The 25,666-nt window shown below is 37.8% G+C and carries 26 protein-coding genes and 5 tRNA genes; 23 read left to right on the top strand and 8 right to left on the bottom strand.

Going from position 1 to position 25,666, the window contains the following annotated elements; genetic code table 11:
* Window positions 1–12: 12 nt before the first annotated feature.
* The 3 genes from folE to Q0948_RS02645 all read right to left on the bottom strand — a co-directional run bounded on the left by folE (window position 13) and on the right by Q0948_RS02645 (window position 2,564).
* On the bottom strand, window positions 13–696 hold the full coding sequence (gene folE / locus Q0948_RS02655) for a GTP cyclohydrolase I FolE (RefSeq protein WP_051583766.1): 684 nt from the start codon (window positions 694–696) through the stop codon (window positions 13–15).
* 120 nt (window positions 697–816) lie between these two features.
* The gene (locus tag Q0948_RS02650) at window positions 817–1,515 is read right to left on the bottom strand and encodes a LytTR family DNA-binding domain-containing protein (protein WP_298347887.1); all 699 of its coding nucleotides are present in this window, start codon (window positions 1,513–1,515) and stop codon (window positions 817–819) included.
* On the bottom strand, window positions 1,491–2,564 hold the full coding sequence (locus Q0948_RS02645) for a histidine kinase (RefSeq protein ID WP_298347888.1): 1,074 nt from the start codon (window positions 2,562–2,564) through the stop codon (window positions 1,491–1,493). The genes Q0948_RS02650 and Q0948_RS02645 overlap by 25 nt, the downstream gene beginning before the upstream one ends.
* A gap of 211 nt (window positions 2,565–2,775) precedes the next feature.
* Here Q0948_RS02645 and Q0948_RS02640 point away from each other — a divergent pair, with 211 nt between their 5' ends.
* Window positions 2,776–3,153 (top strand): MotA/TolQ/ExbB proton channel family protein, encoded by a 378-nt coding sequence (locus tag Q0948_RS02640; protein ID WP_298347889.1) that lies wholly within the window; start codon window positions 2,776–2,778, stop codon window positions 3,151–3,153.
* Between the two features lies 1 nt (window position 3,154).
* Here the strand turns inward: Q0948_RS02640 and Q0948_RS02635 are convergent, their stop codons facing one another.
* The 5 genes from Q0948_RS02635 to Q0948_RS02615 form a co-directional block, all read right to left on the bottom strand.
* Window positions 3,155–4,003, bottom strand: coding sequence for a phosphatase PAP2 family protein (locus Q0948_RS02635; protein ID WP_298347890.1), 849 nt, complete (start codon window positions 4,001–4,003; stop codon window positions 3,155–3,157).
* Window positions 4,004–4,055: 52 nt separating this feature from the next.
* The gene (gene lptB, locus Q0948_RS02630) at window positions 4,056–4,793 is read right to left on the bottom strand and encodes an LPS export ABC transporter ATP-binding protein (protein WP_021778455.1); all 738 of its coding nucleotides are present in this window, start codon (window positions 4,791–4,793) and stop codon (window positions 4,056–4,058) included.
* Window positions 4,794–4,891: 98 nt separating this feature from the next.
* Entirely contained in the window at window positions 4,892–5,251 is a 360-nt protein-coding gene (locus tag Q0948_RS02625) for a carboxymuconolactone decarboxylase family protein (protein WP_021778456.1), read from the bottom strand.
* A gap of 70 nt (window positions 5,252–5,321) precedes the next feature.
* Window positions 5,322–6,161: a twin-arginine translocase subunit TatC gene (gene tatC / locus Q0948_RS02620; RefSeq protein ID WP_298347891.1), complete on the bottom strand. Its 840-nt coding sequence runs from the start codon at window positions 6,159–6,161 to the stop codon at window positions 5,322–5,324.
* Window positions 6,161–7,126, bottom strand: coding sequence for a KpsF/GutQ family sugar-phosphate isomerase (locus Q0948_RS02615; protein ID WP_021778458.1), 966 nt, complete (start codon window positions 7,124–7,126; stop codon window positions 6,161–6,163). The genes tatC and Q0948_RS02615 overlap by 1 nt, the downstream gene beginning before the upstream one ends.
* Before the next feature lie 85 nt (window positions 7,127–7,211).
* On the opposite strand from Q0948_RS02615, the gene Q0948_RS02610 reads away from it, so the two are divergent.
* The 22 genes from Q0948_RS02610 (at window position 7,212) to rpoB (ending at window position 25,596) form a co-directional block, all read left to right on the top strand.
* Window positions 7,212–9,407 (top strand): ATP-dependent DNA helicase RecQ, encoded by a 2,196-nt coding sequence (locus Q0948_RS02610; RefSeq protein WP_298347892.1) that lies wholly within the window; start codon window positions 7,212–7,214, stop codon window positions 9,405–9,407.
* 103 nt (window positions 9,408–9,510) lie between these two features.
* The gene (locus Q0948_RS02605; protein WP_298347893.1) at window positions 9,511–9,741 is read left to right on the top strand and encodes a PspC domain-containing protein; all 231 of its coding nucleotides are present in this window, start codon (window positions 9,511–9,513) and stop codon (window positions 9,739–9,741) included.
* The gene (locus Q0948_RS02600) at window positions 9,738–10,757 is read left to right on the top strand and encodes a TrkA family potassium uptake protein (RefSeq protein WP_298347894.1); all 1,020 of its coding nucleotides are present in this window, start codon (window positions 9,738–9,740) and stop codon (window positions 10,755–10,757) included. The genes Q0948_RS02605 and Q0948_RS02600 overlap by 4 nt, the downstream gene beginning before the upstream one ends.
* 97 nt (window positions 10,758–10,854) lie before the next feature.
* The gene (locus tag Q0948_RS02595; RefSeq protein ID WP_298348790.1) at window positions 10,855–12,540 is read left to right on the top strand and encodes a sodium:alanine symporter family protein; all 1,686 of its coding nucleotides are present in this window, start codon (window positions 10,855–10,857) and stop codon (window positions 12,538–12,540) included.
* Between the two features lie 11 nt (window positions 12,541–12,551).
* The gene (locus Q0948_RS02590; protein ID WP_298347895.1) at window positions 12,552–13,436 is read left to right on the top strand and encodes a helix-hairpin-helix domain-containing protein; all 885 of its coding nucleotides are present in this window, start codon (window positions 12,552–12,554) and stop codon (window positions 13,434–13,436) included.
* A gap of 54 nt (window positions 13,437–13,490) precedes the next feature.
* On the top strand, window positions 13,491–14,675 hold the full coding sequence (locus Q0948_RS02585; protein WP_298347896.1) for an acyl-CoA dehydrogenase family protein: 1,185 nt from the start codon (window positions 13,491–13,493) through the stop codon (window positions 14,673–14,675).
* An 83-nt stretch (window positions 14,676–14,758) separates the two neighbouring features.
* The gene (gene rpsU / locus Q0948_RS02580) at window positions 14,759–14,953 is read left to right on the top strand and encodes a 30S ribosomal protein S21 (protein ID WP_013749868.1); all 195 of its coding nucleotides are present in this window, start codon (window positions 14,759–14,761) and stop codon (window positions 14,951–14,953) included.
* Between the two features lie 162 nt (window positions 14,954–15,115).
* Window positions 15,116–16,006: a tyrosine-type recombinase/integrase gene (locus Q0948_RS02575; RefSeq protein WP_298347897.1), complete on the top strand. Its 891-nt coding sequence runs from the start codon at window positions 15,116–15,118 to the stop codon at window positions 16,004–16,006.
* 69 nt (window positions 16,007–16,075) lie between these two features.
* A complete protein-coding gene (locus Q0948_RS02570; protein ID WP_298347898.1) occupies window positions 16,076–16,381 on the top strand; it encodes an HPF/RaiA family ribosome-associated protein in 306 nt (101 codons plus the stop codon).
* Between the two features lie 110 nt (window positions 16,382–16,491).
* Window positions 16,492–16,565: transfer RNA gene (locus Q0948_RS02565), tRNA-Thr, on the top strand.
* A 101-nt stretch (window positions 16,566–16,666) separates the two neighbouring features.
* Window positions 16,667–16,748, top strand: a tRNA-Tyr gene (locus Q0948_RS02560).
* Between the two features lie 48 nt (window positions 16,749–16,796).
* Window positions 16,797–16,869 (top strand) — tRNA-Gly (locus Q0948_RS02555).
* Window positions 16,870–16,918: 49 nt separating this feature from the next.
* Window positions 16,919–16,990, top strand: a tRNA-Thr gene (locus tag Q0948_RS02550).
* Between the two features lie 116 nt (window positions 16,991–17,106).
* Window positions 17,107–18,294 (top strand): elongation factor Tu, encoded by a 1,188-nt coding sequence (gene tuf / locus Q0948_RS02545; RefSeq protein WP_021778467.1) that lies wholly within the window; start codon window positions 17,107–17,109, stop codon window positions 18,292–18,294.
* 131 nt (window positions 18,295–18,425) lie between these two features.
* A tRNA-Trp gene (locus tag Q0948_RS02540) sits at window positions 18,426–18,498 on the top strand.
* A 102-nt stretch (window positions 18,499–18,600) separates the two neighbouring features.
* On the top strand, window positions 18,601–18,804 hold the full coding sequence (gene secE, locus Q0948_RS02535) for a preprotein translocase subunit SecE (protein WP_298347899.1): 204 nt from the start codon (window positions 18,601–18,603) through the stop codon (window positions 18,802–18,804).
* A gap of 10 nt (window positions 18,805–18,814) precedes the next feature.
* Complete coding sequence (gene nusG / locus Q0948_RS02530) at window positions 18,815–19,369, top strand: transcription termination/antitermination protein NusG (protein ID WP_021778469.1); 555 nt, start codon at window positions 18,815–18,817, stop codon at window positions 19,367–19,369.
* Window positions 19,370–19,451: 82 nt separating this feature from the next.
* Window positions 19,452–19,892 carry a 50S ribosomal protein L11 gene (gene rplK, locus Q0948_RS02525; RefSeq protein WP_021778470.1) on the top strand — a complete coding sequence of 147 codons (441 nt, stop codon included), beginning with the start codon at window positions 19,452–19,454 and terminating at the stop codon, window positions 19,890–19,892.
* A gap of 21 nt (window positions 19,893–19,913) precedes the next feature.
* Window positions 19,914–20,612: a 50S ribosomal protein L1 gene (rplA, locus tag Q0948_RS02520; protein WP_298347900.1), complete on the top strand. Its 699-nt coding sequence runs from the start codon at window positions 19,914–19,916 to the stop codon at window positions 20,610–20,612.
* A 15-nt stretch (window positions 20,613–20,627) separates the two neighbouring features.
* Entirely contained in the window at window positions 20,628–21,149 is a 522-nt protein-coding gene (rplJ, locus tag Q0948_RS02515) for a 50S ribosomal protein L10 (protein WP_021778472.1), read from the top strand.
* A 56-nt stretch (window positions 21,150–21,205) separates the two neighbouring features.
* Window positions 21,206–21,580 carry a 50S ribosomal protein L7/L12 gene (gene rplL, locus Q0948_RS02510; protein ID WP_021778473.1) on the top strand — a complete coding sequence of 125 codons (375 nt, stop codon included), beginning with the start codon at window positions 21,206–21,208 and terminating at the stop codon, window positions 21,578–21,580.
* Window positions 21,581–21,774: 194 nt separating this feature from the next.
* Complete coding sequence (gene rpoB / locus Q0948_RS02505) at window positions 21,775–25,596, top strand: DNA-directed RNA polymerase subunit beta (RefSeq protein WP_021778474.1); 3,822 nt, start codon at window positions 21,775–21,777, stop codon at window positions 25,594–25,596.
* The last annotated feature ends 70 nt before the right edge of the window (window positions 25,597–25,666 follow it).

Here is a 25,666-nt window from a genome sequence, read left to right as displayed (position 1 = left end):
AGCTGTAGCTTCTTAAAAATCTGTGTCTAGCTTGATGTAGTCTAAAAATTCTCTACGTGTAGCTTCTTCTTTAAACTTCCCGCCAAACTCGCTGGTTACCGTGCTACTTTCTATATCACGTATACCACGGCTGTTTACACAAAGGTGTTTTGCGTCTATAACGCAGGCTACATCTTCTGTGCCCATAGCACGTTGTAATTCTTGCACGATTTGCATAGTGAGTCGCTCTTGTACTTGAGGACGCTTTGCATAGTAGTCTACAATGCGGTTCATTTTACTAAGCCCTACCACGGTTCCGTTTGAGATGTATGCTACGTGTGCACGACCTACTATAGGTAGTAAGTGATGCTCACAGGTAGAGTATACTGTGATGTTTTTTTCAACTAGCATCTCTCCGTATTTGTAATTATTATCAAATACTGAAACATTAGGCTTATTATCAGGATGTAAACCAGAAAATATCTCGTTTACAAACATCTTTGCCACTCGTTTTGGTGTTCCTTTAAGGCTGTCGTCTGTCATATCTAGCCCTAGGGTTTCCATAATGTGAGCGACGTCCTTCTGGATGCTTGCAAGTTTATCTGCATTGCTCATTTCAAAAGCATCTGCACGCAATGGGGTAACCGCGCTGGTCCCTATGTGGTCATCACCTATTGCTTCAATTTGATCTAATTGTCTTTCTAATTCTGTTTTCATAGTATGCGGTACTCCTTTTAATGGGGTCTTTTACGCTTTCGCGAAAGCGTAATCAACACATTATTTTCACCTCAGTCGTTAAGACTTTTAAAGGCTTGCAAAGGTACGCAATAAACTGCGTTATTTTATAGAACTTAATGACTGAAGCGTTGTATCTCGATAGCTTCTACTTATAGGGATAACGGTTTTATCTATAGTGATGTGCTCATTTGTGTAGCTATCTATTTTTTGCACAGCAACTACGTATGAGCGATGGGTTCTTAAGAATTGTTTTGTGGGCAATTTTTCTATAGCAGATGATAGTGTCTCTCGGGTAACAATAATCTCATCGTTCGTGTGAATTTTTAGATAGTCACCTAGACTTTCTATATAAAGTATACTGTTAAAGTCTACCTTCACCATTTTACGGTCAGATCTAAAAAATGTAAAGGTATCTGTAATGGTTTTTTGCGCTGGCTTTTCTACTTCGTTATAAAATTTCTGTAGGGCCTTCATTAATCTTTCTAATGAGATAGGTTTAAGTAGGTAGTCTACTGCTTGAAGATCAAAACCATCTATGGCGTACTCACGATAAGCGGTGGTAAAAATAATCTTAGTATTACCTTGTATTGCTCTGGCAAACATAAGACCTGTAACCTCTGGCATATTTATGTCTAAAAATACAAGGTCTACATCGTGAGCACTTAGAGCGCTAAAACCCTGTGCGGCATTTTTACAAGAGGCTACCACGCTTATTTGTCCAATTTTTGAAAGGTGACTTTCTAAAATCTCACGTGCCATAGGCTCGTCGTCTATTATGATTGCATTGTACGTTCCCATTGATCTAATGTAATGTTTACTTCTAGGTAAAACCAGTTATCTTTTAGCTCACTTGTGAGTGTGTATCTCTGTGGGTAAAGCACATCAAGTCTTTTTTTACTGTTTTTAAGCCCAAGACCGTGATTAAGCGTGTTGTTTTGAGCAACTTTTACTGTATTTTTTATTGTAAAATGTAATCGTTTATCTACCACCTCGAGATGTATGTTTATAATAAGGAACTCATCTATAGGCCCTCCGTGTTTAAAAGCATTTTCTACAAAGGCGATAAATAACATAGGCGGGACTTGAATATCTCGCTGTATGTTTTTTGTAAAGGTGACACTTAGAGACTCTCTAAAACGCACCTGCTCAAGACCTATATAAGAATCTATATATCCAGTCTCTTCAGATATGGCAACGGTCTTTTTCTTTATTTGATTAAGCGAGTAGTCTAGTAAATTAGATAATTTGAGAATGAGGTCAGGAGTGTGCTTAGATTCTTTTAGGGCCGCTCCATAAATCGTATTAAGTGTGTTAAATAAAAAATGTGGGTGTATTTGTTCTTTAAGGTAATGGAGTTCCTTTTCTTTAAGTAGTAATTGCCCTTCTAGAATTTTATTTTCTAATACACTATTGCGATGTATTGCCTTGTAGTTGTATTTGAGCAGTTGTGCAAGTGAGACTAATCCAGCCACGAGGTACACAAGTATAAAAACAAAAACAAAGTTGCGCGTGAGCAAGGGCATTTGCTTCATATCATAATTAGATAAGAAGATAAAGTTTATGAAGGTGATGATAATTATTAAAAAAAGTGAGCCTACTACAGTGTATAATAGGTATGCAGTAAAAACAATATATCTCTTTTTGAGAAGGAAACGTGGTATTAGATAATAAGCAATAATGTAGGTTACTACGATAGTAATAGGCAAGAGACTAGTTGCAAAGTGTATGACAAACTGATCATTATCTGCCGCATAGCTAAAGAAATAAATGTAAAATAACCATACTAATACCCATAGTACAATATGTATAGGTAAGTAAATGGTTTTTTTAAGCAATGGTGCTAGCATCTCACAAAGATGACAAAAAAATGATAGCCCTTATTTATTTTGAGATGAATAACGCTTTATATGCTGTCTATAACCTAACAGGCTGGTGGTTATTCGTTGACGGATTTTAAATTGCTATATTGGAAGTATAAATGGGCACTCGTCGCAAATAATATTAAGAAGTGTTTTATCTCTCTAGATTTACATCACATTAATCTTAAAAACTAAAGTTATGTCACAAATTATCGATCGTATTAATGAAGGAGGGCCACTATTTATGGTGCCTATTTTACTAGTTTTACTTGCAGTACTAGTCTTATTTATTTTAGCACTTGTAGGTAAAAAGCGTGTAAGAAATACACTAGAGCTCATAGGTCATCTCAGTCTTTTTGCACTTATGTGGGGACTTCTCGGGTCTACTATAGGTCTTATTACAGCTTTTGATGCTATAGAGGGAAATGGAAATATCTCACAGCCTATGATGGCAGGAGGGCTCAAGGTAGCCTTGCTATGTACCGTTTTTGGATTGTTATGTTTTGTGATAAGTAGGGTAGCAATGCTTGTGCTTACTATAAAAGCACAGAAGCAAGAAAATTTACCAGTAAGTTAATCTAGAAAGTACCAGTAAGCCCGGCGCGACCTAAGCCTACATTAAATTTCCAAGAAATGCTATTGTTTTTCTTAGAGCCGTCGGGATATACATTTGCCTTGTTCATATAGTTATCTATAGAATCTACAATCACAATACTAAGTGCAGCACTAAGGGCCACATCTGTAAGCCAGTGCGCTCCACCCCATAACCTTTGTAAAGGAGCTATAGAGCCTATAGCATAAATACCAACCTTTACCCAAACATTATCAAATTGCTTTGCTACTGCGTGGGCCATTGTTACAGAAAGAATGGTGTGACCAGAAGGGAATGCTCTAAAACCAGCCTCGCCACTATAAGGATTAAAGCTAAATTTACCTTGACCATTAGTAGGTCTACTTCTTCCTGTTGATGCTTTAAGAAGTGTTTGTAATAATCCAGCGGTTACTGCAGATGAGGTCATTAAAGCTCCAGTACGACGTACTTTTTCATTTTTTGTAAATAACCCAAAAAGATAAGTGCCGGCTGTAATTCCATAAGCTACTTGAGGGCTACCTAGTCGCTCTCCAGCTTCATCAAGTACCGTAGGGATATCTTCTCTTCTATCTATAAAATAGTTTTCTACATTATCATCTACAAAGTAGAGGAGCGCAGTACCACCTACAATGGCTCCTGCCACAATAAAGTCATCTTTTTTCCATCGCAGAGGGCCTGTATATGCGTGGCCTATACCTTTAAGCATCACCTTTGTATCGTAAAAAGCAAGTTTTAAAATCCCCAGAGTATCTTGCTCTTGAGAAGGAATAGGTGTTTGTGCTTTACAAAAAACAGAAAATAGGACTACGAGTATGAGTGTATAAGTATATTTCATAACAAGATGTATAGAGGGTGATCTTAATTATAAGATTGTATGTAAGCTTTAATTAAAAAAGCTTCTTTTTTCTTAGTTCAAAATTCTGACCTAGATAAACTTTTCTCACCATCTCATCTGCTGCGAGTTCTTCTGGCTCTCCGTGTTTGAGTATACTTCCTTCAAACATTAGGTAAGTGCGGTCTGTGATAGCCAGCGTTTCTTGCACATTGTGATCTGTGATAAGGATGCCTATATTTTTATTTTTGAGCTGTGCAACGATGCGCTGTATATCTTCTACAGCAACCGGGTCTACACCGGCAAAGGGCTCATCTAGTAATATAAAAGATGGTGAGGTAGCAAGAGCTCTAGCAATTTCTGTACGTCTACGCTCTCCACCAGATAAAAGGTCACCACGGCTTTTACGTATATGCCCTAAGCTAAACTCTTCTATAAGCTCCTCCATCTTGTGAAGTTGCTCTTTTTTAGACAGTTTAGTAAGTTGTAAAACGCTTAGTATATTATCTTCTATACTCAGTTTTCTAAAAACAGAAGCTTCCTGCGCTAGGTAGCCTATACCGTTTTGCGCTCTTTTATACATAGGGTATTTAGTAATATCTTGCTGGTCTAGGTATATGTTACCGCCATTAGGCTTTACAAGACCCACTATCATATAAAACGACGTAGTCTTCCCGGCTCCATTAGGGCCTAAGAGACCTACAATTTCACCTTGGTTAACCTCTACAGAAATCCCCTTTACAACCTTTCGGCCTTTGTAAGATTTCATTAAGTTTTCTGCGCGTAGTTTCATATGTAACAAATATACGTATTGTTTAAGCCTTTATTTTAAAGATCTATAACGCTCATTAAGAACGAGCATTGTAGATCTTTATAACAAAAAAGAAATGCTTATTGATTTCCTTTTTTTTCATCTAGGGCTTCCCAGTACTCATAAGCACGGCGTAGGTGTGGTATTACTATAGTTCCTCCTACAAGAGTACCTATACTAAGTGTTTCCATCACCTCCTCTTTAGTCACGCCCTCGTCGTGGCAGCTCTCTAAGTGATATTTTACACAGTCATCACAACGTAGCACTGTAGAGGCAACAAGACCTAAAAGTTCTTTTGTCTTTTTGTCTAGAGCACCCGCGGTAAAAGCGTTTGTGTCAAGGTTAAAGATGCGCTTTACAATTTTGTTATTGTCTGCGAGTATTTTATCATTCATTTTTGAACGATAGCTATTAAAGTCGTCTATTATATTGTTACTCATAATGTAAGTGGGGGTTTACGCTTTCGCGAAAGCGTACAACGATTAATTATTAATAATTTTCACCTGTTCCTTATGCGAGACCGGCTTTCTTGAGTCGGCGTTTTTCTCTTCTTATTACACCTCTTGAGATAAAAATACTAACCTCGTAAAGTATAATTATAGGTATAGCAACAATTACTTGTGTTGATATATCTGGCGGTGTGATTATGGCCGCCAAAATTAATACAATTACAAGCGCATACTTTCTGTTTTTCTTTAAAAATTCTGGTGTAACTAGGCCTATTTTAGTTAAAAAATACATAATGATAGGTAGTTCAAATATAAAACCAGAAGCTAGTACAGATGCACGCACGAGCCCTATAAATGAGTCTATGTCAAATTCATTTTGAACGGCTTCAGATATTTTAAAAGTGGCAAGGAAGTTTATAGAAAGTGGTGCTACTACAAAGTATCCAAATGCTGCTCCCATAAAGAAAAGCAATGAGGCAACTACTATAAAACCCTTACTAGATTTGCGCTCATTCTCATATAAGCCTGGTGAGATAAATTTCCAAAATTCATAAAGTATGTATGGAAAACCTATCACAACGCCCGCCATAATGGAGGTCCATATAGCTGCGCTAAACTGTCCTGCAACCTTTCTACTCTGTATGATAAAATCCATATCACCATCGGCAATACATCCTTTTTCGGCCCCAAAGAAGCGTGATATCTCACAAAGTATGTCGTAAGAAACAAAGTCAGGGCTTTGTGGCCCAAAGATGATTTTAAAAAGTGTTCCCTTAAAAATAAAAGCGACTACACCTATGATAACTACTGCTAGGGTTGCCCTTATTAAATGCCATCTTAATTCTTCAAGATGATCCAGAAAGGACATCTCATCTGGGTGTTTTTTTTCTTTTTTTGCCATTATGCGATTCCTTCTTTTATGAGGTCGTGTATATGTACAACGCCAGCATAGTTCCCATCTTTTACAACCAGTAGCTGGCTTATGTTATGTTCTTCTAGAATATCTTTTGCAGCAATTGCCATAGCTGTGTGATTTACAGTTTTTGGATTTTCGCTCATAATCTGTTGTGCTGTAAGGCCTTCTAGTGAGTCGTTTTTTGCAAGCATTCTACGTAGGTCTCCATCTGTGATTATTCCTTGGATAACTCCGTTTAGAACGACGGCGGTTACACCTAATCTTTTTTTAGAGATTTCAACGATAACCTCTTTAATACTTGCATCTGGTGTTACTGCAGGGTTTTGGTGTGTAGCACATATATCTTGTACTGTAAGATATAATCGTTTGCCTAGCGCACCTCCTGGGTGATACTTTGCAAAGTCTTTTTCTGTAAAACCTCTTAGATCTAGTAGGGCTACAGCAACCGCATCGCCTATAACGAGCTGTGCAGTTGTGCTTGTAGTAGGAGCAAGGTTGTTGGGGCAAGCCTCTTCTTTTACAAAAGCGTGTAAAACATAGTCTGCCTCATTACCTAAAAATGATGTTTTATTTGAAGTAATTGCAATGAGTGTATTCTCAGTTTTTTTAATAAGTGGGACTAAGGCTTTAATCTCTGGTGTTGTACCACTCTTTGAGATGCATATTACAATATCATCTATAAGTATACTCCCTAGGTCGCCGTGTATCGCATCTGCCGCGTGCATAAATAGTGCAGGAGTACCTGTACTGTTAAGTGTTGCAACTATTTTTTGAGCTATAATGGCGCTTTTACCTATACCTGTAATAACAACTCTACCCTTTGATGAGTAAATAGCTTGCACTGCTTGAGCAAATTCTTCATCTATAAGAGACGATAGATTTGCAATGGCGGCTTGCTCTATGTTAATGGTTTTCTGTGCGCTAGCAATGATTTGCTGAGTAATGTTCAAAACTTGGTTTTGTTATGATTTGTTTAACGTGGGGAAATTACTATCTTTAGAAAACACAAAGGTATGTAAAAATGCATTTGAATAGATGAAGACAGAACAAATAGACTTACACAAAGAACTTAAGAAATATTTTGGCTTTGGTCAGTTTAAGGGTTTGCAGGAAGAGGTAATTAAAAGCATTGTAGGAGGAAATCACACCTTTGTTATAATGCCTACAGGTGGTGGTAAATCACTCTGTTACCAACTGCCAGCTCTTATAGCAGAGGGAACCGCTATTGTGGTATCTCCTCTCATAGCTCTTATGAAAAATCAAGTAGATGCCTTACGAGGTATCTCACAAGATGAGGGCATTGCCCACGTTTTAAATAGCTCTCTTACCAAAGGAGAGATTAAAACGGTTAAGGAGGATATAGCAAGTGGTGTTACAAAATTGCTGTATGTTGCCCCAGAATCACTTACCAAAGAAGAGAATGTAGAATTCTTACGCGAGCAGAAAATATCTTTTCTAGCTATAGACGAGGCACACTGTATCTCAGAGTGGGGACACGATTTTAGACCTGAGTATAGAAACCTTAGAAAGATTATAGGAAGAATAGGTGAGGGAATACCTATTATAGCTGTTACGGCAACTGCCACACCAAAAGTGCAAGAAGATATTCTTAAAAACTTAGGGATAACAAATGCAAATACTTTTAAAGCATCCTTTAATAGGCCTAACCTTTATTATGAAGTACGCCCTAAAACAGCACAAGTAGATGCAGATATCATTCGGTTTGTAAAACAAAATGAAGGTAAGAGTGGCATAATCTATTGCCTTGCACGTAAACGTGTAGAAGAGCTTGCCCAGACTTTACAAGTTAATGGTCTTAAAGCAGTGCCTTATCACGCAGGCCTAGATGCAAAGACTAGAGCGCGACATCAAGATATGTTCTTAATGGAAGATGTAGATGTTGTGGTTGCAACTATAGCCTTTGGTATGGGTATAGATAAGCCAGATGTGCGCTTTGTAATTCACCACGATATACCTAAGAGTATAGAGAGCTATTATCAAGAAACAGGTCGTGCTGGTCGCGATGGAGGTGAGGGACATTGTCTCGCATTTTATGCCTATAAGGATATTGAGAAGCTTGAGAAGTTTATGAGTGGTAAGCCTGTTGCAGAGCAGGAAATAGGTCACGCATTATTACAAGAAGTAGTTGCATTTGCAGAGACGAGTATTTCTAGAAGAAAGTTTATCCTTCATTATTTTGGTGAAGAATTTGATAACGCTACAGGAGAAGGTGGGATGCTAGATGATAATATGCGCAACCCAAAAAAGAAACACGAGGCACAAGATGAGCTTGTAAAAGTGCTTACTGTTATACGTGATACAAAACAAATATATAAGAGTAAGGAAGTAGTCTTTACTTTAAGAGGAGAAGAAAATGCTATTATCACTTCTCATAAAACACACGAACAAGCATTTTTTGGTATAGGTAAAGATCAAAGTAAAGAATATTGGTTTGCATTAATGCGACAAGCTATTGTTGCTGGATATATCAAAAAGGATATAGAAACTTATGGTGTTGTAAAAATGACGCCAAAGGGGCTTGCTTTTATAGATAAGCCTGTGTCATTTATGATGACAGATGATCATACCTTTGGGGCAGATGTAGATAATGCTATTATCTCATCTCAAAAGCAAGGGGGAGCAGATAAGAAACTTATGGAAATGCTCAGAGATCTTCGTAAGAAGGTTGCAAAAAAGCTCGACGTACCACCATTTGTAGTTTTTCAAGATCCATCATTACAAGATATGGCGATAAAGTATCCTATTACGATACAAGAGCTAGGTAACGTGCACGGTGTAGGAGACGGAAAAGCAAAAAAGTACGGTAAGGACTTTGTTAGCCTCATAAAAGCTTATGTAGATGAAAATGATATTCTTCGTCCAGATGATCTCGTAGTAAAAAGTACAGGTGCAAACAGTGGTCTCAAATTGTATATTATTCAAAACGTAGACCGTAAGTTACCTCTCGATGATCTTGCATCTGCAAAGGGTAAGGAAATGCCAGATTTTATAAAAGAGATGGAAGCCATAGTTTTTAGTGGTACCAGACTCAATATAGACTATTGGATTAATGACATACTTGATGAAGATCAACAAGAAGAGTTACACGATTACTTTATGGAGGCAGAGACAGATAAAATAGATGTCGCTATGGAAGAGTTTGATGGTGATTATGAAGATGAGGAGCTACGTCTGTATAGAATCAAGTTTATGAGCGAGGTTGCAAACTAGTTATTTGTAACTTGATGGTTTTTGTTACGCTTTCGCGAAAGCGTAACAAAAACCATCTCAACCACATCCACTTTTAGTTACTATAGTTTTTGAAAATATCACGATGCTAAAATTTGTTTATAACATACGACACTATTTTGAAAAACGTGGTTTTTACGTGTCATCTAGACTGGCAGATAGACTAGGAATGCGAGCAAAGAATGTGCGTTTATTTTTTATCTACGTCTCATTTGCAACCCTAGGTGTTGGTTTTGCCTTGTACTTGACTGTAGCTTTCTGGCTTAAATTAAAGGATCTCATTTATACAAAACGAACCTCTGTTTTTGATCTATGAGACTATTCTCTCTATTTAAACATAAGATTTATCTTGCTGTTATACTTCTTGTAATTACCCTTTTTATTGGTATTGTAGGGTATAGATTTATTGCAGATTATACTTGGGTAGATGCTATGTATATGACGGTCATAACCATTACCACGGTTGGTTTTGGTGAAGTAGTGCCGCTCACCCCAGAAGCAAAAATTTTTACAATAATACTCATCCTCCTTAGTGTGGTTATAGTTGGTTTTGCCATTACGGTAATTTCAGAATATATATTGAGTAGGAGCTCGTACAATGATTTAATACATAGAAAGGTGCAACAGGAAATAGATAAAATGAATGATCACATTATAGTGTGTGGTTATGGTCGTAATGGTCAAGAGGCTGTGCAAAAATTAATGGCTTATAATAAGCAATTTGTTGTGATTGAGATGGACACAGATATCATAGAGAAGTATGAGTCTGATACAAATATTCACTTTGTAAATGGTAATGCAAATGAAGATGAGACACTGGAAAAAGCCGGTATAGATAGAGCATCTGCTTTATTATGTGCGCTTCCAGAAGATGCAGATAATCTCTTTATTGTTTTAAGTGCAAGGCAGCTTAACAGTACATTAAAAATTATAAGTAGAGCCACGGCAGAAACTTCACAAAAAAAACTCAAACTTGCTGGCGCAGATAATGTGATTATGCCAGATCGCATAGGTGGAGACCATATGGCATCTCTTGTGGTTGTTCCAGACCTTATTGAATTTTTAGACAACTTATCTGTAGTGGGAGAGGAGGATAGTATTAATGTAGAGGAAATAGGTTTTAGCCAGGTATGTCTAGATGGTAAAGAAGCTACTATTAAAGAAATTAACTTACGTTACAGAACTGGGTGTACAATTATAGGATATAGGTCTCCATCTGGTAAGTACATAGTTAACCCTGAGGCAGATATGAGAATAGAAAAAGAGTCTAAACTCATCGTTATAGGAAGACCTGAACAAATCAAAAAACTACACGCTACTTTCGGTATTTAGTAAATGTGTAGGATTTTAAGATACTTTCCTTTGAATAAGGTGCATTTTTTTAGATATTGCTAGCTGAATTTTTATTATAACCAAACACATACATATGATGAAGAAATATCTTCTATTCATTTTATCAGCATTTATTCCATTAATTTCATTTGCACAAAACAATCAAGAAGTAGGAATTGATCAAAAAATTGATCAAGCATTCCAGCCTGTTTCAGATTTCTTTTCTGCTATCGTATTTTTTGAAGTAGCAGGTACACCGTTTGTACTTATATTACTTGTAGCAAGTGCTGCATTTTTTACAATTTACTTTGGTTTTCCAAACATTAGATTTTTTTGGAGAGCTATTCAAACAGTACGTGGTAAATATGAGGATATTGAAAAGCACGGGGCTGCAGAGCTTTATGGTGAAGATGGTATCGCTCAAGGGCAAGATCTTACTAAAGTAGATATTGAAGATCATATTGAAAAGATAGATGATGACCTCGCTATAGATGGCGACATTGTAGACACGATACGTGATGAAAGTTCAGATGGTGAAGTTTCTCACTTTCAAGCACTGGCAACAGCAGTTTCTGGAACCGTAGGTAATGGTAACATTGCAGGGGTTGCACTAGCAATCGCATTAGGAGGACCAGGTGCAACATTCTGGATGATAGTTTGTGGTTTACTGGGGATGTCTACAAAATTTGTAGAGTGTACTCTAGGAGTACAATACAGAGATGTAGGTGAAGATGGTACCGTATACGGAGGACCTATGTATTACCTTACTAAAGGACTTAAAGCAAAAGGATTTGCAACGCTAGGTAAAGTAGCAGCTGTAATTTTTGCAATCTTCTGTATAGGTGGATCTTTTGGTGGAGGTAACGCTGCACAATCTAACCAAGCAACTATTGTACTTAAAGAAATGTTTAATATGACAAGTGCAGCCTCTGGTTTTATAGTAGGTATTGTTCTTGCTATTATAGTAGGTATTATCATCATAGGCGGTATAAAACGTATTGCTCAGGTAACTGAGAAGGTAGTACCATTTATGGCGATTATGTATGTACTTGCTTGTTTATATATCATACTAAGTAACTTTAGTCTTATAGATGACGCAGTAGCACTTATTGTACAAGAAGCATTTAACCCTACAGCAATTGGTGTGGGTGGATTTATAGGAGTACTACTAGTTGGATTTAAAAGAGCTGCCTTTTCAAATGAGGCAGGTGCAGGTTCTGCTTCTATTGCACACTCTGCAGTACGTACAAAATACTCTGCAAGTGAAGGTCTAGTAGCATTACTAGAGCCGTTTATTGATACGGTACTTATCTGTTCTATGACTGCATTAGTAATTATCATTTTCAACTTTGGAGGATTCTTTGAGTACGGTGGTGATGGTTCTGGAGCAGTATTAATAGGTGGAGAATCTTTTGAGGGAGCAGGTATTACATCAAAGGCTTTTGCAGAATATATTCCTTACTCTAACGTGTTCTTAACGATAGCAGTTGTACTATTTGCAGTATCAACTATGATTTCTTGGTCTTACTACGGGTTACAGTCTTGGAAATTCCTTTTCGGGCGTGGTAAAGTAGCAGATCTTGTATATAAAATGTTATTCTTAACCTTTGTAGTGGTAGGAGCTTCTGCAAGTATGAATTCAATATGGGCATTCTCAGACGCAATGATATTTGCAATGGTATTTCCTAATATGGTAGGTCTTTTCTTCTTATTCCCAGTGGTGAAAAAGCAGCTTAAAAGATACCTTGATGCTATAAAGCTTAAGGAGCAAGCTATAGACTAAGATCATATAAAATGAGACTATTTAAATCCCATTTTGTTTACGACAGACGTAAGCGAAATGGGATTTTATTTTTTGCCATACTTTGTCTTGCGTGTCTAGGAGTTATTGCTGTTAGTAAAAATCTTACAGATTCACCCGTATCGCCACTGCAAGAAGATGCTCGTGTGCTTGCTTTTCAAAAAGAAATAGACTCGCTTAAAGCGATTGAACTAGAAAGAAGAAAGCCTAAAATTTATCCTTTTAACCCTACATTACTCACAGATTATAATGGGTATAAACTCGGGATGAGTACAGAAGAGATAGATAGAGTAGTACGCTTTCGCGAAAGCGGAAAATGGTTTAACTCTGCAGCAGAGTTTCAGCAAGTCTCAAAAGTATCAGACTCACTACTGGCGCAAATATCTCCCTATTTTAAATGGCCAAAATGGTTGCTAGAGCAACGCAAGAATCCACAAAAGAAAAATAATTATAAGAAGAAGTGGAAAACCGCCGAAGAGAAAGGAATGCTCAATAGCATAACTTATGAAGATTTACTCGCAATAGAGGGCGTAGATGAAAATGCTGCTACTGCTATTATACGACACCGTGATAAGGTGGGAGGTTATCAAGTAGATTTTCAGATTTACAGTGTCTATGGTGTAGATAAATCTATAAAGAGACTTGTGCTTAATCATTATACGGTAAAAAACAAACCAGAAATACGTTTTGTAAACGTAAATACCGCGACAGCATCAGACCTTTCTACCGTTCCATTGCTTAATTTTGATTTGGCAAAAGAAATAGTAGACTATCGTACGCTTAGAGAGGGAATTAGCTCACTAGAAGAATTGAAAGATTTGGAGGGTATGACAGACTTCAAATATGATATAATAGCGTTATATTTACAAATAAATTAAAATGTGCTATGATTGCCTGCGATATCTTCAGTAAGCAGGGATAAAAATAAGAATATGACAGATATGTATTTTACAGAGGAACATAACCTCTTTCGCGAAAGCTTAAAAGATTTTCTTCAAAAGGAAGTAGTCCCACACCTTGATAAATGGGAGGAAACTGGACAGATAGAACGTTTTATCTGGAAGAAATTTGGAGATATGGGATTCTTCGGGATTGCTTATCCAGAAGAGTATGGAGGGATGAACCTTGATTTCTTTTATACTGTAATACTACTAGAAGAGTTACAGAAAATTAATAGTGGTGGATTTGCTGCTGCCATATGGGCGCACGCTTATCTAGCAATGACGCACCTTAATGCAGAGGGAGATACTAGAATAAAATCTGAATATCTAGCAGCAAGTATTGCAGGTGATAAAATAGGGTGCTTGTGTATTACAGAACCTTTTGGGGGAAGTGATGTTGCAGGTATGCGCACAACAGCTGTAAAAGAAGGTGATCACTACATTATAAATGGATCAAAAACCTTTATTACAAATGGTGTTTACTCAGACTATCTAGTTGTTGCTGCAAAGACGGCACCAGAACTAGGAGGGAAGGGTATGAGTATATTCCTTTTAGATAGAGATATGCCTGGTATTAACGCTACAAAACTTGATAAACTAGGTTGGAGAGCATCAGATACTGGTGAGATTTCTTTTGACAATGTAAAAGTTCCTGCCGAAAATCTAATGGGAGAGGAGAATGCTGGTTTTGGGTACATAATGCAGCACTTTGCATCAGAACGTTTAATTATGGGTATTAATGCACACGCTAGAGCAGAGTATGCTATAGAGTATGCGTTAGGTTATATGAAAGAGCGTACCGCTTTTGGAGTTACTATAGATAAGTTTCAGGCATTACGTCACAAGCTAGCAGAACGTACTGCAGAGGTGGAGATGTCTAAAGCTTTTAATTATACAGTGGCTCATCGCCTAGGTAATGGCGAGTATGTTGTAAAAGAAGCTACGATGTCTAAGCTTACAGCAACAAAAATTGCAGATGAGGTAATTTATGATTGTTTACAGATGTTAGGAGGTTACGGTTATATGGAAGAATACCCGCTAGCACGTATGTTACGTGATAGTCGCCTAGGTCCTATAGGTGGAGGAACATCTGAAATTTTACGAGAAATCATCGCAAAAATGGTTATCGATAAGAAGACTTACAAGCCTAAAACTGAAGAAATTTCAAAAAAATAAAGGTTACTGTTGCGGGATTGTTTTTTAAGCGTATCTTTGCAGTCTGAAAACCGAATAAGAATTTAAAGAAAGGAGGTCCCACTATGTTAATTATACCAGTAAAAGACGGAGAAAATATAGATAGAGCGCTTAAACGTTTTAAGCGTAAATTTGATCGCACAAAGACTATGCGTAATCTTAGAGAGCGCAAGCAGTTTACAAAGCCTTCTGTAGTAAGAAGACGTGAGATTCAAAAAGCATCATACATTCAAGGAATGAGAGATGCAGAGAATATCTAATATTCATTAATCCGTCGTCACGTGTAACGTGATCTGGATTAACAGGGAGACTAATCCTCTCTCAACCATATATAACCGTTGTGTTGTAAAGTGTATCTTTACAGTGCAACGGTTTTTTTTTGTTGTCTAGAATAAGTTATTACTTTTAAATATATAGTTGTAATGTCCCTCAATCCTTTCTTAGAGTATCTCAACCTTGAGAAGAATTATAGTAAGCATACAGTGCTGGCTTATGAAAAGGATGTGACTGCTTTTTTTGTCTTTTTAAAGGAGAATTACGGGCAAGATGATCCTATTGCTGTTGCGTATGCGCAAATAAGAGCGTGGATCGTTTCTTTAGTAGATGCTGGAGTCTCTAACCAGAGTGTAAATAGAAAGGTGTCATCTCTCAAGGCTTACTATAAATTTTTGCTCAAAGTGGGGGATGTGGCTATATCGCCTCTGGTGAAACACAAATCTCTTAAGGTCTCTAAGCGTGTACAGATTCCATTTTCAGAAAAGGAGGTGGGTCTCGTATTGCAAGATTTGCGAGAGACACAAGATTTTGTCTCTTTGCGAGATCTTCTTATGGTTGAATTGTTATATGGTACTGGGATGAGAAGAGCAGAGCTTATAGACCTAACACTAGGTAGTGTAGATTTTTCTCAAAAAACATTAAAAGTACTAGGTAAGCGCAACAAAGAACGTCTCATTCCTCTTCTTCCAGGAGTGATAAGTACTCTTGATAGGTATTTAATTGAGAGGTCTCGTATAGCTGGAGAGGGGAGTTCGGAGCCATTAATTGTAACTGTAAAAGGGTTAAAAGTGTATAGCACCCTTGTTTACAGAGTTATAAATCGTTACTTTAGTGAGGCTTCAGATAAGTTTAAGACGAGCCCGCATATATTGAGACATTCATTTGCAACTCACTTACTTAATCAAGGAGCAGATTTAAACGTTGTGAAAGAGCTTTTAGGTCACGCCAGTCTAGCCTCTACTCAGGTGTATACTCATAATAGTATAAAGGCATTAAAAGACGTGTACTCTAAGGCACATCCTCGTACTAAAAAGTAGTGAGGGGACGTTTAGTAAGTAGAGCACTATGAGAGTGTTTTATGTTGTAACCAATTAAACCATATTCTTATGAAAGTAACTGTAGAAGCCCCAAAGTTTGATGCAGATGTCAAACTCACTGATTTTATAAAGAAGAAAGTCGGGAAATTGGAACATTTTTATGATAAGATTATTCATACTGATGTTTATCTAAAACTAGAGCCAAACGAGAGACCAAATAATAAAATTGTAGAATTATTAGTAAGTGTGCCAGGTGATGAATTTATCGTTAAAAAGATGGCAAAATCTTTCGAAGAGGCTACAGATGTGTGTGTTCAGTCTATGGAGAGGATACTTTTAAAAAGAAAAGAAAAAATAAGATCACGTGTGATGTAAATTTTTTTCAAAAAAAAGTTTGGGTAGGGATAAAAATTACCTACATTTGCAGTCCGTTAGAAATAGCGGACTTTTTTATGCTTCTTTTGGGAAGTATGAGTGAGTAAAAAGCCGATGTAGCTCAGCTGGCTAGAGCAGCTGATTTGTAATCAGCAGGTCGTGGGTTCGAGTCCCTCCATCGGCTCTTTTTTTAACTTAAAAATAAAGTTAAAAAGTTCTTTAAAATATTGTTTTATTATCAAAAAGATTTGCTTAGTTTTGCGCACTGAAATTTGATAACAAATAGGGGAGATACTCAAGCGGCCAACGAGGACTGACTGTAACTCAGTTGTTTTTAACTTCGCAGGTTCGAATCCTGCTCTCCCCACACCTTTAATCTCACTTTATATATGTAATATAGAGTGAGTTTATAAATGCGGGAGTAGCTCAGTTGGTAGAGCGTCAGCCTTCCAAGCTGAATGTCGCCAGTTCGAACCTGGTCTCCCGCTCTAAATACCTTTGAGGTGTTGAGCTTTCGCGAAAGCGTAAAATTTACCAGCCGACGTAGCTCAGGGGTAGAGCGTTTCCTTGGTAAGGAAGAGGCCACGGGTTCAATTCCCGTCGTTGGCTCAAAAAAAATATTAATAATGAGTGCTGGTCGCACTCACTTTTCGTGTTTAAATGAGAAGGGACTCGATCACTAGTAAATAGTACACTAATAATAACTAAGATTAAATAATTACATTATGGCAAAGGAAACATATGATCGTTCGAAACCCCATTTAAATGTTGGAACTATCGGGCACGTAGATCACGGTAAAACAACTTTAACTGCTGCGATTACGAAAGTATTGGCAGATGCTGGTTTTTCAGAAGCTTCTGCTTTTGATCAAATTGATAATGCTCCTGAGGAAAAAGAAAGAGGTATAACAATTAACTCTTCACACGTTGAGTATGCGACTGAAAACCGTCACTACGCACACGTTGACTGTCCAGGTCACGCCGATTACGTAAAGAATATGGTAACTGGTGCTGCTCAAATGGATGGTGCTATTCTTGTGGTTGCTGCTACAGATGGTCCTATGCCACAAACTCGTGAGCACATCCTTCTTGGTCGTCAGGTAGGTATTCCACGTATCGTTGTATTTATGAATAAAGTAGATATGGTTGATGATGAGGAGCTTCTTGAGCTTGTAGAGATGGAGATCAGAGATCTTCTTTCTTTCTACGAGTATGATGGAGATAATGGTCCTGTTGTAGCTGGTTCTGCACTTGGAGCGTTAAACGGTGAGCAAAAATGGGTTGATACAGTATTAGAGCTTATGGCTGCTGTTGATTCTTGGATCGAAGAGCCATTACGTGAGACTGAAAAAGATTTCCTAATGCCTATCGAGGATGTATTCTCTATTACTGGTCGTGGAACTGTTGCTACAGGTCGTATCGAAACTGGTATCGCAAACACTGGAGATCCTGTTGAGATCATCGGTATGGGTGCTGAGAAACTTACTTCTACTATTACAGGTATTGAGATGTTCCGTCAGATCCTTGATAGAGGTGAGGCTGGAGATAACGCTGGTATCTTATTAAGAGGTATTGAGAAGTCTCAAATCTCTAGAGGTATGGTAATCGTTAAGCCAGGATCTGTAACACCACACGCTAAGTTTAAAGCTGAGGTTTATATCCTTAAGAAAGAAGAAGGTGGACGTCACACTCCATTCCACAATAACTACCGTCCACAGTTTTACGTACGTACAACTGACGTAACTGGTAACATCGGTCTTCCTGATGGAATCGAGATGGTAATGCCTGGTGATAACTTAACTATTACTGTTGAGCTTATCCAGCCTATTGCACTTAACATCGGACTTCGTTTTGCAGTACGTGAAGGTGGTAGGACTGTAGGAGCTGGTCAGGTTACTGAGATTTTAGATTAATTTTATCTAGATAATAAATAAAAGTAAAGGTGTTCTGTTTTTTCAGAACGCCTTGACTTTTGTTAAAGAGAAGGTTATTGCGCTTTCGCGAAAGCGTAAAAATTTATCTCAAGTAGGTTAGTCCTACGGATACGGGTTTAGCTCAGTTGGTAGAGCACTGGTCTCCAAAACCAGGTGTCGTGAGTTCGAGTCTCTCAACCCGTGCAATTTATGAGTATTTACACAATGTGTCTTGCTCATTAGAATTTTGGAATTTACTAGAAGATTATTAGATATCTTATCTACTTCTAAAACGATATAACTATTATGGCTGGATTAATTAATTACGTTCAAGAATCATATAACGAATTGAAAAATCACGTAACGTGGACACCACTTCCAGAGGCTCAGCGTCTTATGGTTGTAGTAGCTGTGTTTTCGATATTATTTTCTTTAGCTATATGGGGTGTTGATACTGTTTTTAGCAATGTAATTAAGTTATACTTTGATAAAATAGTAGGAATAAATTAATTAAGACGATATGGCTAAAGCAAACAGCACCAAACAGTGGTATGTGGTAAGGGCCGTTAGTGGTCAAGAGAATAAAGTTAAGGCATATATCGAGCAAGAAATTTCACGATTAAGTCTAGAAGATAACATTGAGGAGGTTTTAGTGCCTACAGAAAAGGTTATTCAAATACGTAACGGTAAGAAAGTAAACAAAGAACGTGTTTATTTTCCAGGTTACATAATGGTTAAAGCAAATCTAGCTGGAGAAATACCTCACATCATTAAGTCTATTAATGGTGTTATAGGATTTTTAGGAGAAGTAAAAGGTGGTGATCCTGTGCCGTTAAGAAAGGCAGAGGTAAACCGTATGCTAGGTAAGGTAGATGAGCTTGCTGTAAAACAAGACAGCGTTGCAATACCATTTACTATAGGAGAGACTATCAAGGTAATAGATGGTCCTTTTAATGGTTTTAATGGAACTGTTGAAAAAGTAAATGAAGAGAAGCGTAAGCTTGAGGTGATGGTTAAAATTTTTGGAAGAAAAACACCATTAGAGCTTAGCTATATGCAGGTTGAAAAGGTATAAGAAATTAATTGTTACATTAATATATTTTGGATTTTGTTCTATTGCTTCCACTTTATGAACAGATCAGTTTAAATTTTTAGAAATGGCAAAAGAAGTAAGTAAGGTTGTAAAGTTACAAGTACGAGGAGGTGCCGCAAACCCTTCTCCACCAGTAGGACCTGCTTTAGGTGCTGCCGGCGTAAATATTATGGAGTTCTGTAAGCAGTTTAATGCTAGAACTCAAGATAAAGCTGGTAAAGTACTTCCTGTTGCGATAACTGTATATAAGGATAAGTCTTTTGATTTTGTAATCAAGACTCCTCCTGCAGCAGTTCAACTATTGGAAGCAGCTAAAGTAAAGAGTGGATCTGGTGAACCAAACCGTAAGAAGGTTGCAAAAGTTACTTGGGATCAAGTACGTGCAATTGCAGAGGACAAAATGCCTGACCTTAATGCATTCACTGTAGAAAGTGCAATGAAAATGGTAGCAGGTACAGCTCGTTCAATGGGTATAACGGTTAAAGGTGGAGATGCACCAGCTTAACAGCTTAAAAAGAAAACAATAATGGCAAAATTAACAAAAAAGCAAAAAGAAAATCAGTCTAAGATTGAAGCGGGTCAAACCTACAATCTAGCTGACGCTTCTGCTTTAATCAAAGAAGTAAGTAACGTAAACTTTGACCCTTCTGTAGATATTGCTGTACGTCTTAATGTAGATCCTCGTAAAGCAAACCAGATGGTGCGTGGCGTGGTAACTCTTCCTCACGGAACAGGTAAAGACGTAAAAGTGCTAGCTCTTGTTACTCCGGATAAAGCGGGAGAAGCTGAGGCAGCAGGAGCAGACTACGTAGGTCTTGATGAGTACCTTGAGAAAATCAAAGGTGGTTGGACAGATGTAGACGTTATAATCACAATGCCTAGTGTAATGGGTAAATTAGGACCTTTAGGACGTGTCTTAGGACCACGTGGTTTAATGCCTAACCCAAAGACAGGTACAGTAACTATGGATATTGCAAAAGCAGTTTCTGATGTGAAAGCTGGTAAAATTGACTTTAAAGTTGATAAGACTGGTATCATCCACGCCTCTGTAGGTAAGGCATCTTTTGATGCAGAAAAAATTGCTGGTAACGCAAGAGAATTAATAACAACATTAGTAAAGCTTAAGCCTACAACTGCAAAGGGTGTTTACATAAAAAGTATTTTTATGTCAAGTACAATGAGCCCTTCTGTAGAGGTTGATACTAAGCGTTTTGCTACTGACTAGTTTAAATTTTAGATTATGACAAGAGAAGAAAAATCAATAGTAATTCAAGATTTAACTACGCAGTTAGGAGAGAACGCTCACATATACCTTACTGATATTTCTGGACTAGATGCTGGGACGACTTCAAATTTACGTCGTGCTTGTTTCAAGGCAGGAGTAAGTTTATCTGTAGTTAAGAACACATTGCTTGCAAAAGCAATGGAAGCATCAGACAAAGATTTTGCAGAACTTCCTGAAGTTTTAAAAGGAAACACTGCAATTATGTTTTCTGAGACTGGAAATGCACCAGCAAAGGTAATTAAGGAGTTTCGTAAGAAATCTGAGAAGCCTTTATTAAAAGGAGCATTTATAGAAGAAGCTATCTACGTTGGAGATGATCAACTAGATAACCTGGTAAATATCAAATCAAGAGAGGAACTTATTGGAGACATCATTGGATTACTTCAATCGCCTGCTAAGAACGTTGTTAGCGCTCTTAAGTCAAGTGGAGGAACCCTTGCTGGTATTATCAAAACCCTTTCTGAGAAGGAAGGTTAAGCAGTACGCACTATTATTTATTATATAACAATTACAATTTTCAAAAACGATAGAAAATGGCAGATTTAAAAGAATTCGCAGAACAATTAGTTAACCTTACAGTAAAAGAAGTAAATGAGTTAGCTACTATTTTAAAAGATGAGTATGGTATCGAGCCTGCTGCTGCAGCTGTAGCTGTTGCTGCTGGTGGAGCTGGTGGTGGAGACGCTGCTGAGGAGAAGTCAGAATTTGACGTAATCCTTAAGGCTGCTGGAGCTTCTAAGCTTGCTGTAGTTAAGCTTGTAAAAGAATTAACTGGATTAGGTCTTAAAGACGCTAAAGGATTAGTAGATGGTGCTCCATCTCCAGTTAAAGAAGGTGTTGCTAAAGATGAGGCAGAAGCACTTAAAGCTCAGTTAGAAGAAGCTGGTGCAGAAGTTGAGCTTAAGTAAGCTTACCATAATAAATAGATAAAGGTTTAGACTAGTTGTGTCTGTCAAAGGCGCAATTTGGTCTAAACCATTTGTCGTATAAAGTAGTTACCTTTTTTATGTAACTCGACTTTTTCTCGATTTTGGTCGTTAATATAAAATCTTTTTAGACTTGCTAAGGGGCAAGTTTAGTTCTAATCAAATTCCGTTCGTTGATGATGCAAGATGCAAAACAAGGAGAAAGAATCAGTTTCTCATCGGTAAAGAATAGACCTGATTATCCAGACTTTTTGGATATTCAAGTAAAGTCTTTCCAAGATTTCTTCCAGCTGGAAACAAAGTCTGATGAGAGAGGTGATGAGGGTCTTTACAATACTTTTCTCGAGAACTTCCCAATTACAGATACTCGTAACAACTTTGTACTCGAGTTTTTAGATTATTTTGTTGATCCACCTAGATATTCTATACAAGAGTGTATAGAGCGTGGACTTACTTATAGTGTGCCGTTAAAAGCGCGTCTAAAATTATACTGTACAGACGAGGAACACGAAGATTTTGAAACAATCGTACAAGATGTATATCTTGGTACAATCCCATATATGACTCCTAGCGGAACATTTGTGATCAACGGCGCAGAGCGTGTTGTTGTTTCTCAATTACACCGTTCTCCAGGGGTATTCTTTGGACAGTCGTTCCACGCAAATGGAACAAAATTATATTCTGCACGTGTAATTCCTTTTAAAGGTTCGTGGATAGAATTTGCGACAGATATTAATAGCGTTATGTACGCTTATATTGATCGTAAAAAGAAATTACCTGTTACTACACTTTTCCGTGCTATCGGTTTTGAAAGAGATAAAGATATCCTTGAGATATTTGATCTTGCAGAGGAGGTTAAAGTTTCTAAAACAGGGCTTAAAAAATATCTTGGTCGCAAGCTTGCTGCACGTGTTCTTAACACTTGGCACGAAGATTTTGTTGATGAAGATACAGGTGAAGTAGTATCTATCGAGCGTAATGAGATAGTACTTGATCGTGATACAGTTCTAGAAAAAGAGCACGTAGAAGAAATTCTTGAGGCTGGAGCAAAAACTGTATTACTTCACAAAGAAGATAATCAGCAGGCAGATTATGCGATTATCCATAATACATTACAGAAGGATCCAACAAATTCTGAAAAAGAAGCTGTTGAGCATATCTATAGACAATTACGTAATGCAGAACCGCCAGATGAGGAAACTGCACGTGGTATTATAGATAAGTTATTCTTCTCAGACCAACGTTACAACTTAGGTGAAGTAGGTCGTTATAGAATGAATAAGAAATTAGGTCTTGATATCGAGATGGATAAGCAGGTGCTTACTAAGCTAGATATTATTACCATTATAAAATACCTAATTGAGTTAATCAATGCAAAAGCAGAGATTGATGATATTGATCACTTATCAAACCGTCGTGTACGTACTGTAGGTGAGCAACTTTCTGCCCAGTTTGGTGTAGGTCTTGCTCGTATGGCTCGTACAATACGTGAGCGTATGAACGTACGTGATAATGAAGTGTTTACTCCTATAGATTTGATTAATGCAAAGACATTGTCTTCTGTAATTAATTCATTCTTTGGTACAAACCAGTTGTCACAGTTTATGGACCAAACTAATCCACTTGCTGAGATTACGCACAAGCGTCGTCTATCTGCACTTGGGCCTGGAGGTTTATCACGTGAGCGTGCAGGATTTGAGGTGCGTGATGTGCACTACACACACTACGGTAGATTATGTCCTATTGAAACACCAGAGGGACCAAACATTGGTCTTATATCTTCACTAGCTGTTTATGCTAAGGTGAATAATATGGGATTCATTGAGACTCCATATCGTAAGGTTGAAGGTGGTAAGATAGATTTAAAATCAGAACCACAATACTTAAGTGCTGAGGAAGAAGAAGGGATGTTAATAGCGCAAGCAAACAACCCTATGAATGATGAAGGTACAATTACTGAAGAAAAAGTAATTGCACGTATGGAAGGTGATTTCCCAGTAGTAGATCCAGATACAGTACATTATGCAGATGTTAGTCCTAACCAGATTGCATCTATCTCTGCATCACTTATTCCATTCTTGGAACACGATGATGCAAACCGTGCACTGATGGGGTCGAATATGATGCGCCAGGCAGTACCACTTATTATGGCAGATGCGCCTATCGTGGGAACAGGTCTGGAACGTCAAGTAGCTACAGATTCTAGAGTACTAATTAATGCAGAAGGTGCAGGTACAGTAGAGTATGTAGACGCAAATATGATTACTATAAAATATGATCGTACAGATGATGAGCGTCTCGTAAGTTTTGACGAGGATTCTAAATCTTACAATCTTATTAAATTCCGTAAGACTAACCAGGGTACAAATATCAACCTTAAACCTATTGTAAAAGTAGGAGATAGAGTTGAGCGTGGTCAAGTATTATGTCAAGGGTATGCTACCGAGAAAGGTGAGCTTGCACTAGGACGTAATATGAAGGTGGCCTTTATGCCTTGGAAGGGATATAACTTTGAGGATGCGATTGTAATATCAGAAAAGGTAGTGCGTGACGATATCTTTACTTCTATACACATTGATGAGTACTCTCTTGATGTAAGAGATACGAAGTTAGGTAACGAAGAGCTTACTAATGATATTCCTAACGTTTCTGAAGAGGCTACAAAAGACCTTGATGAGAACGGAATGATTCGTATAGGTGCAGAAGTAAAACCTGGAGATATATTAATAGGTAAGATTACTCCAAAAGGAGAGTCTGATCCTACTCCAGAAGAAAAATTACTTCGCGCAATATTTGGAGATAAAGCAGGAGACGTAAAAGATGCTTCCCTTAAAGCATCACCATCTTTACACGGTGTAGTTATAAACAAGAAATTGTTTGCTAGAGCGATAAAAGATAAGCGTAAACGTGCAAAAGATAAAGAAGACATCGCAGTACTCGAAGATAAGTATGATGTGAAGTTTGACGATTTACAGGCTGTATTAATTGAAAAATTATTCAAACTTGTAAATGGTAAGACTGCTCAAGGTGTAATGAATGATCTAGGTGAAGAAGTACTTCCTAAAGGAAAGAAATTTACACTCAAGATGCTTAACTCTGTAGAAGATTACACGCACCTTACACAAGGTACTTGGACTACAGATGATAAGACTAATACACTTATTGCAGACTTATTACACAACTATAAGATTAAAGAAAACGATCTACAAGGTAACTTACGTCGTGAGAAATTTACAATCTCAGTAGGAGATGAGCTACCAGCTGGTATCATCAAACTTGCTAAGGTTTATATTGCTAAAAAACGTAAGCTTAAAGTAGGAGATAAGATGGCGGGACGTCACGGTAACAAAGGTATCGTTGCACGTATCGTACGTCAAGAGGATATGCCATTCCTTGAGGATGGAACTCCTGTAGACATCGTTCTTAACCCACTAGGTGTACCATCACGTATGAACATTGGTCAGATTTATGAGACCGTGTTAGGATGGGCAGGTCAAAAATTAGGAAGAACTTATGCGACGCCTATTTTTGATGGAGCAACACTAGATCAGATTAACGCACTTACAGACGAGGCAGGTATACCACGCTTTGGTCATACATATTTATATGACGGAGGTACTGGAGATCGTTTTGATCAACCAGCAACGGTAGGAGTTATCTATATGCTTAAACTAGGGCATATGGTAGATGATAAGATGCACGCGCGTTCTATCGGGCCGTACTCTCTTATTACGCAACAACCTCTTGGAGGTAAGGCGCAGTTTGGAGGGCAACGTTTTGGTGAGATGGAGGTATGGGCTCTTGAGGCATATGGAGCTTCGGCAACATTGCGTGAGATCCTTACTGTAAAGTCTGATGACGTGATTGGTCGTGCTAAGACGTATGAAAGTATTGTAAAAGGAGAGCCTATGCCAGAGCCAGGTCTTCCTGAATCTTTCAACGTATTAATGCACGAGCTTAAAGGACTGGGACTAGACATTCGTCTAGAAGAAAAGTAAATGGTTTTTGGAAAGTGGAGTCTCTCGGGATTCCGCTTTCGCGAAAGCGTAACAACAACCATTCACAACA

It is taken from the genome of uncultured Dokdonia sp., assembly GCF_947496725.1.
Classification (GTDB): Bacteria; Bacteroidota; Bacteroidia; order Flavobacteriales; family Flavobacteriaceae; genus Dokdonia.
The sequence above is the reverse complement of the archived record's forward strand: the minus strand, read 5'-3'. Positions and strand labels throughout refer to the sequence as shown.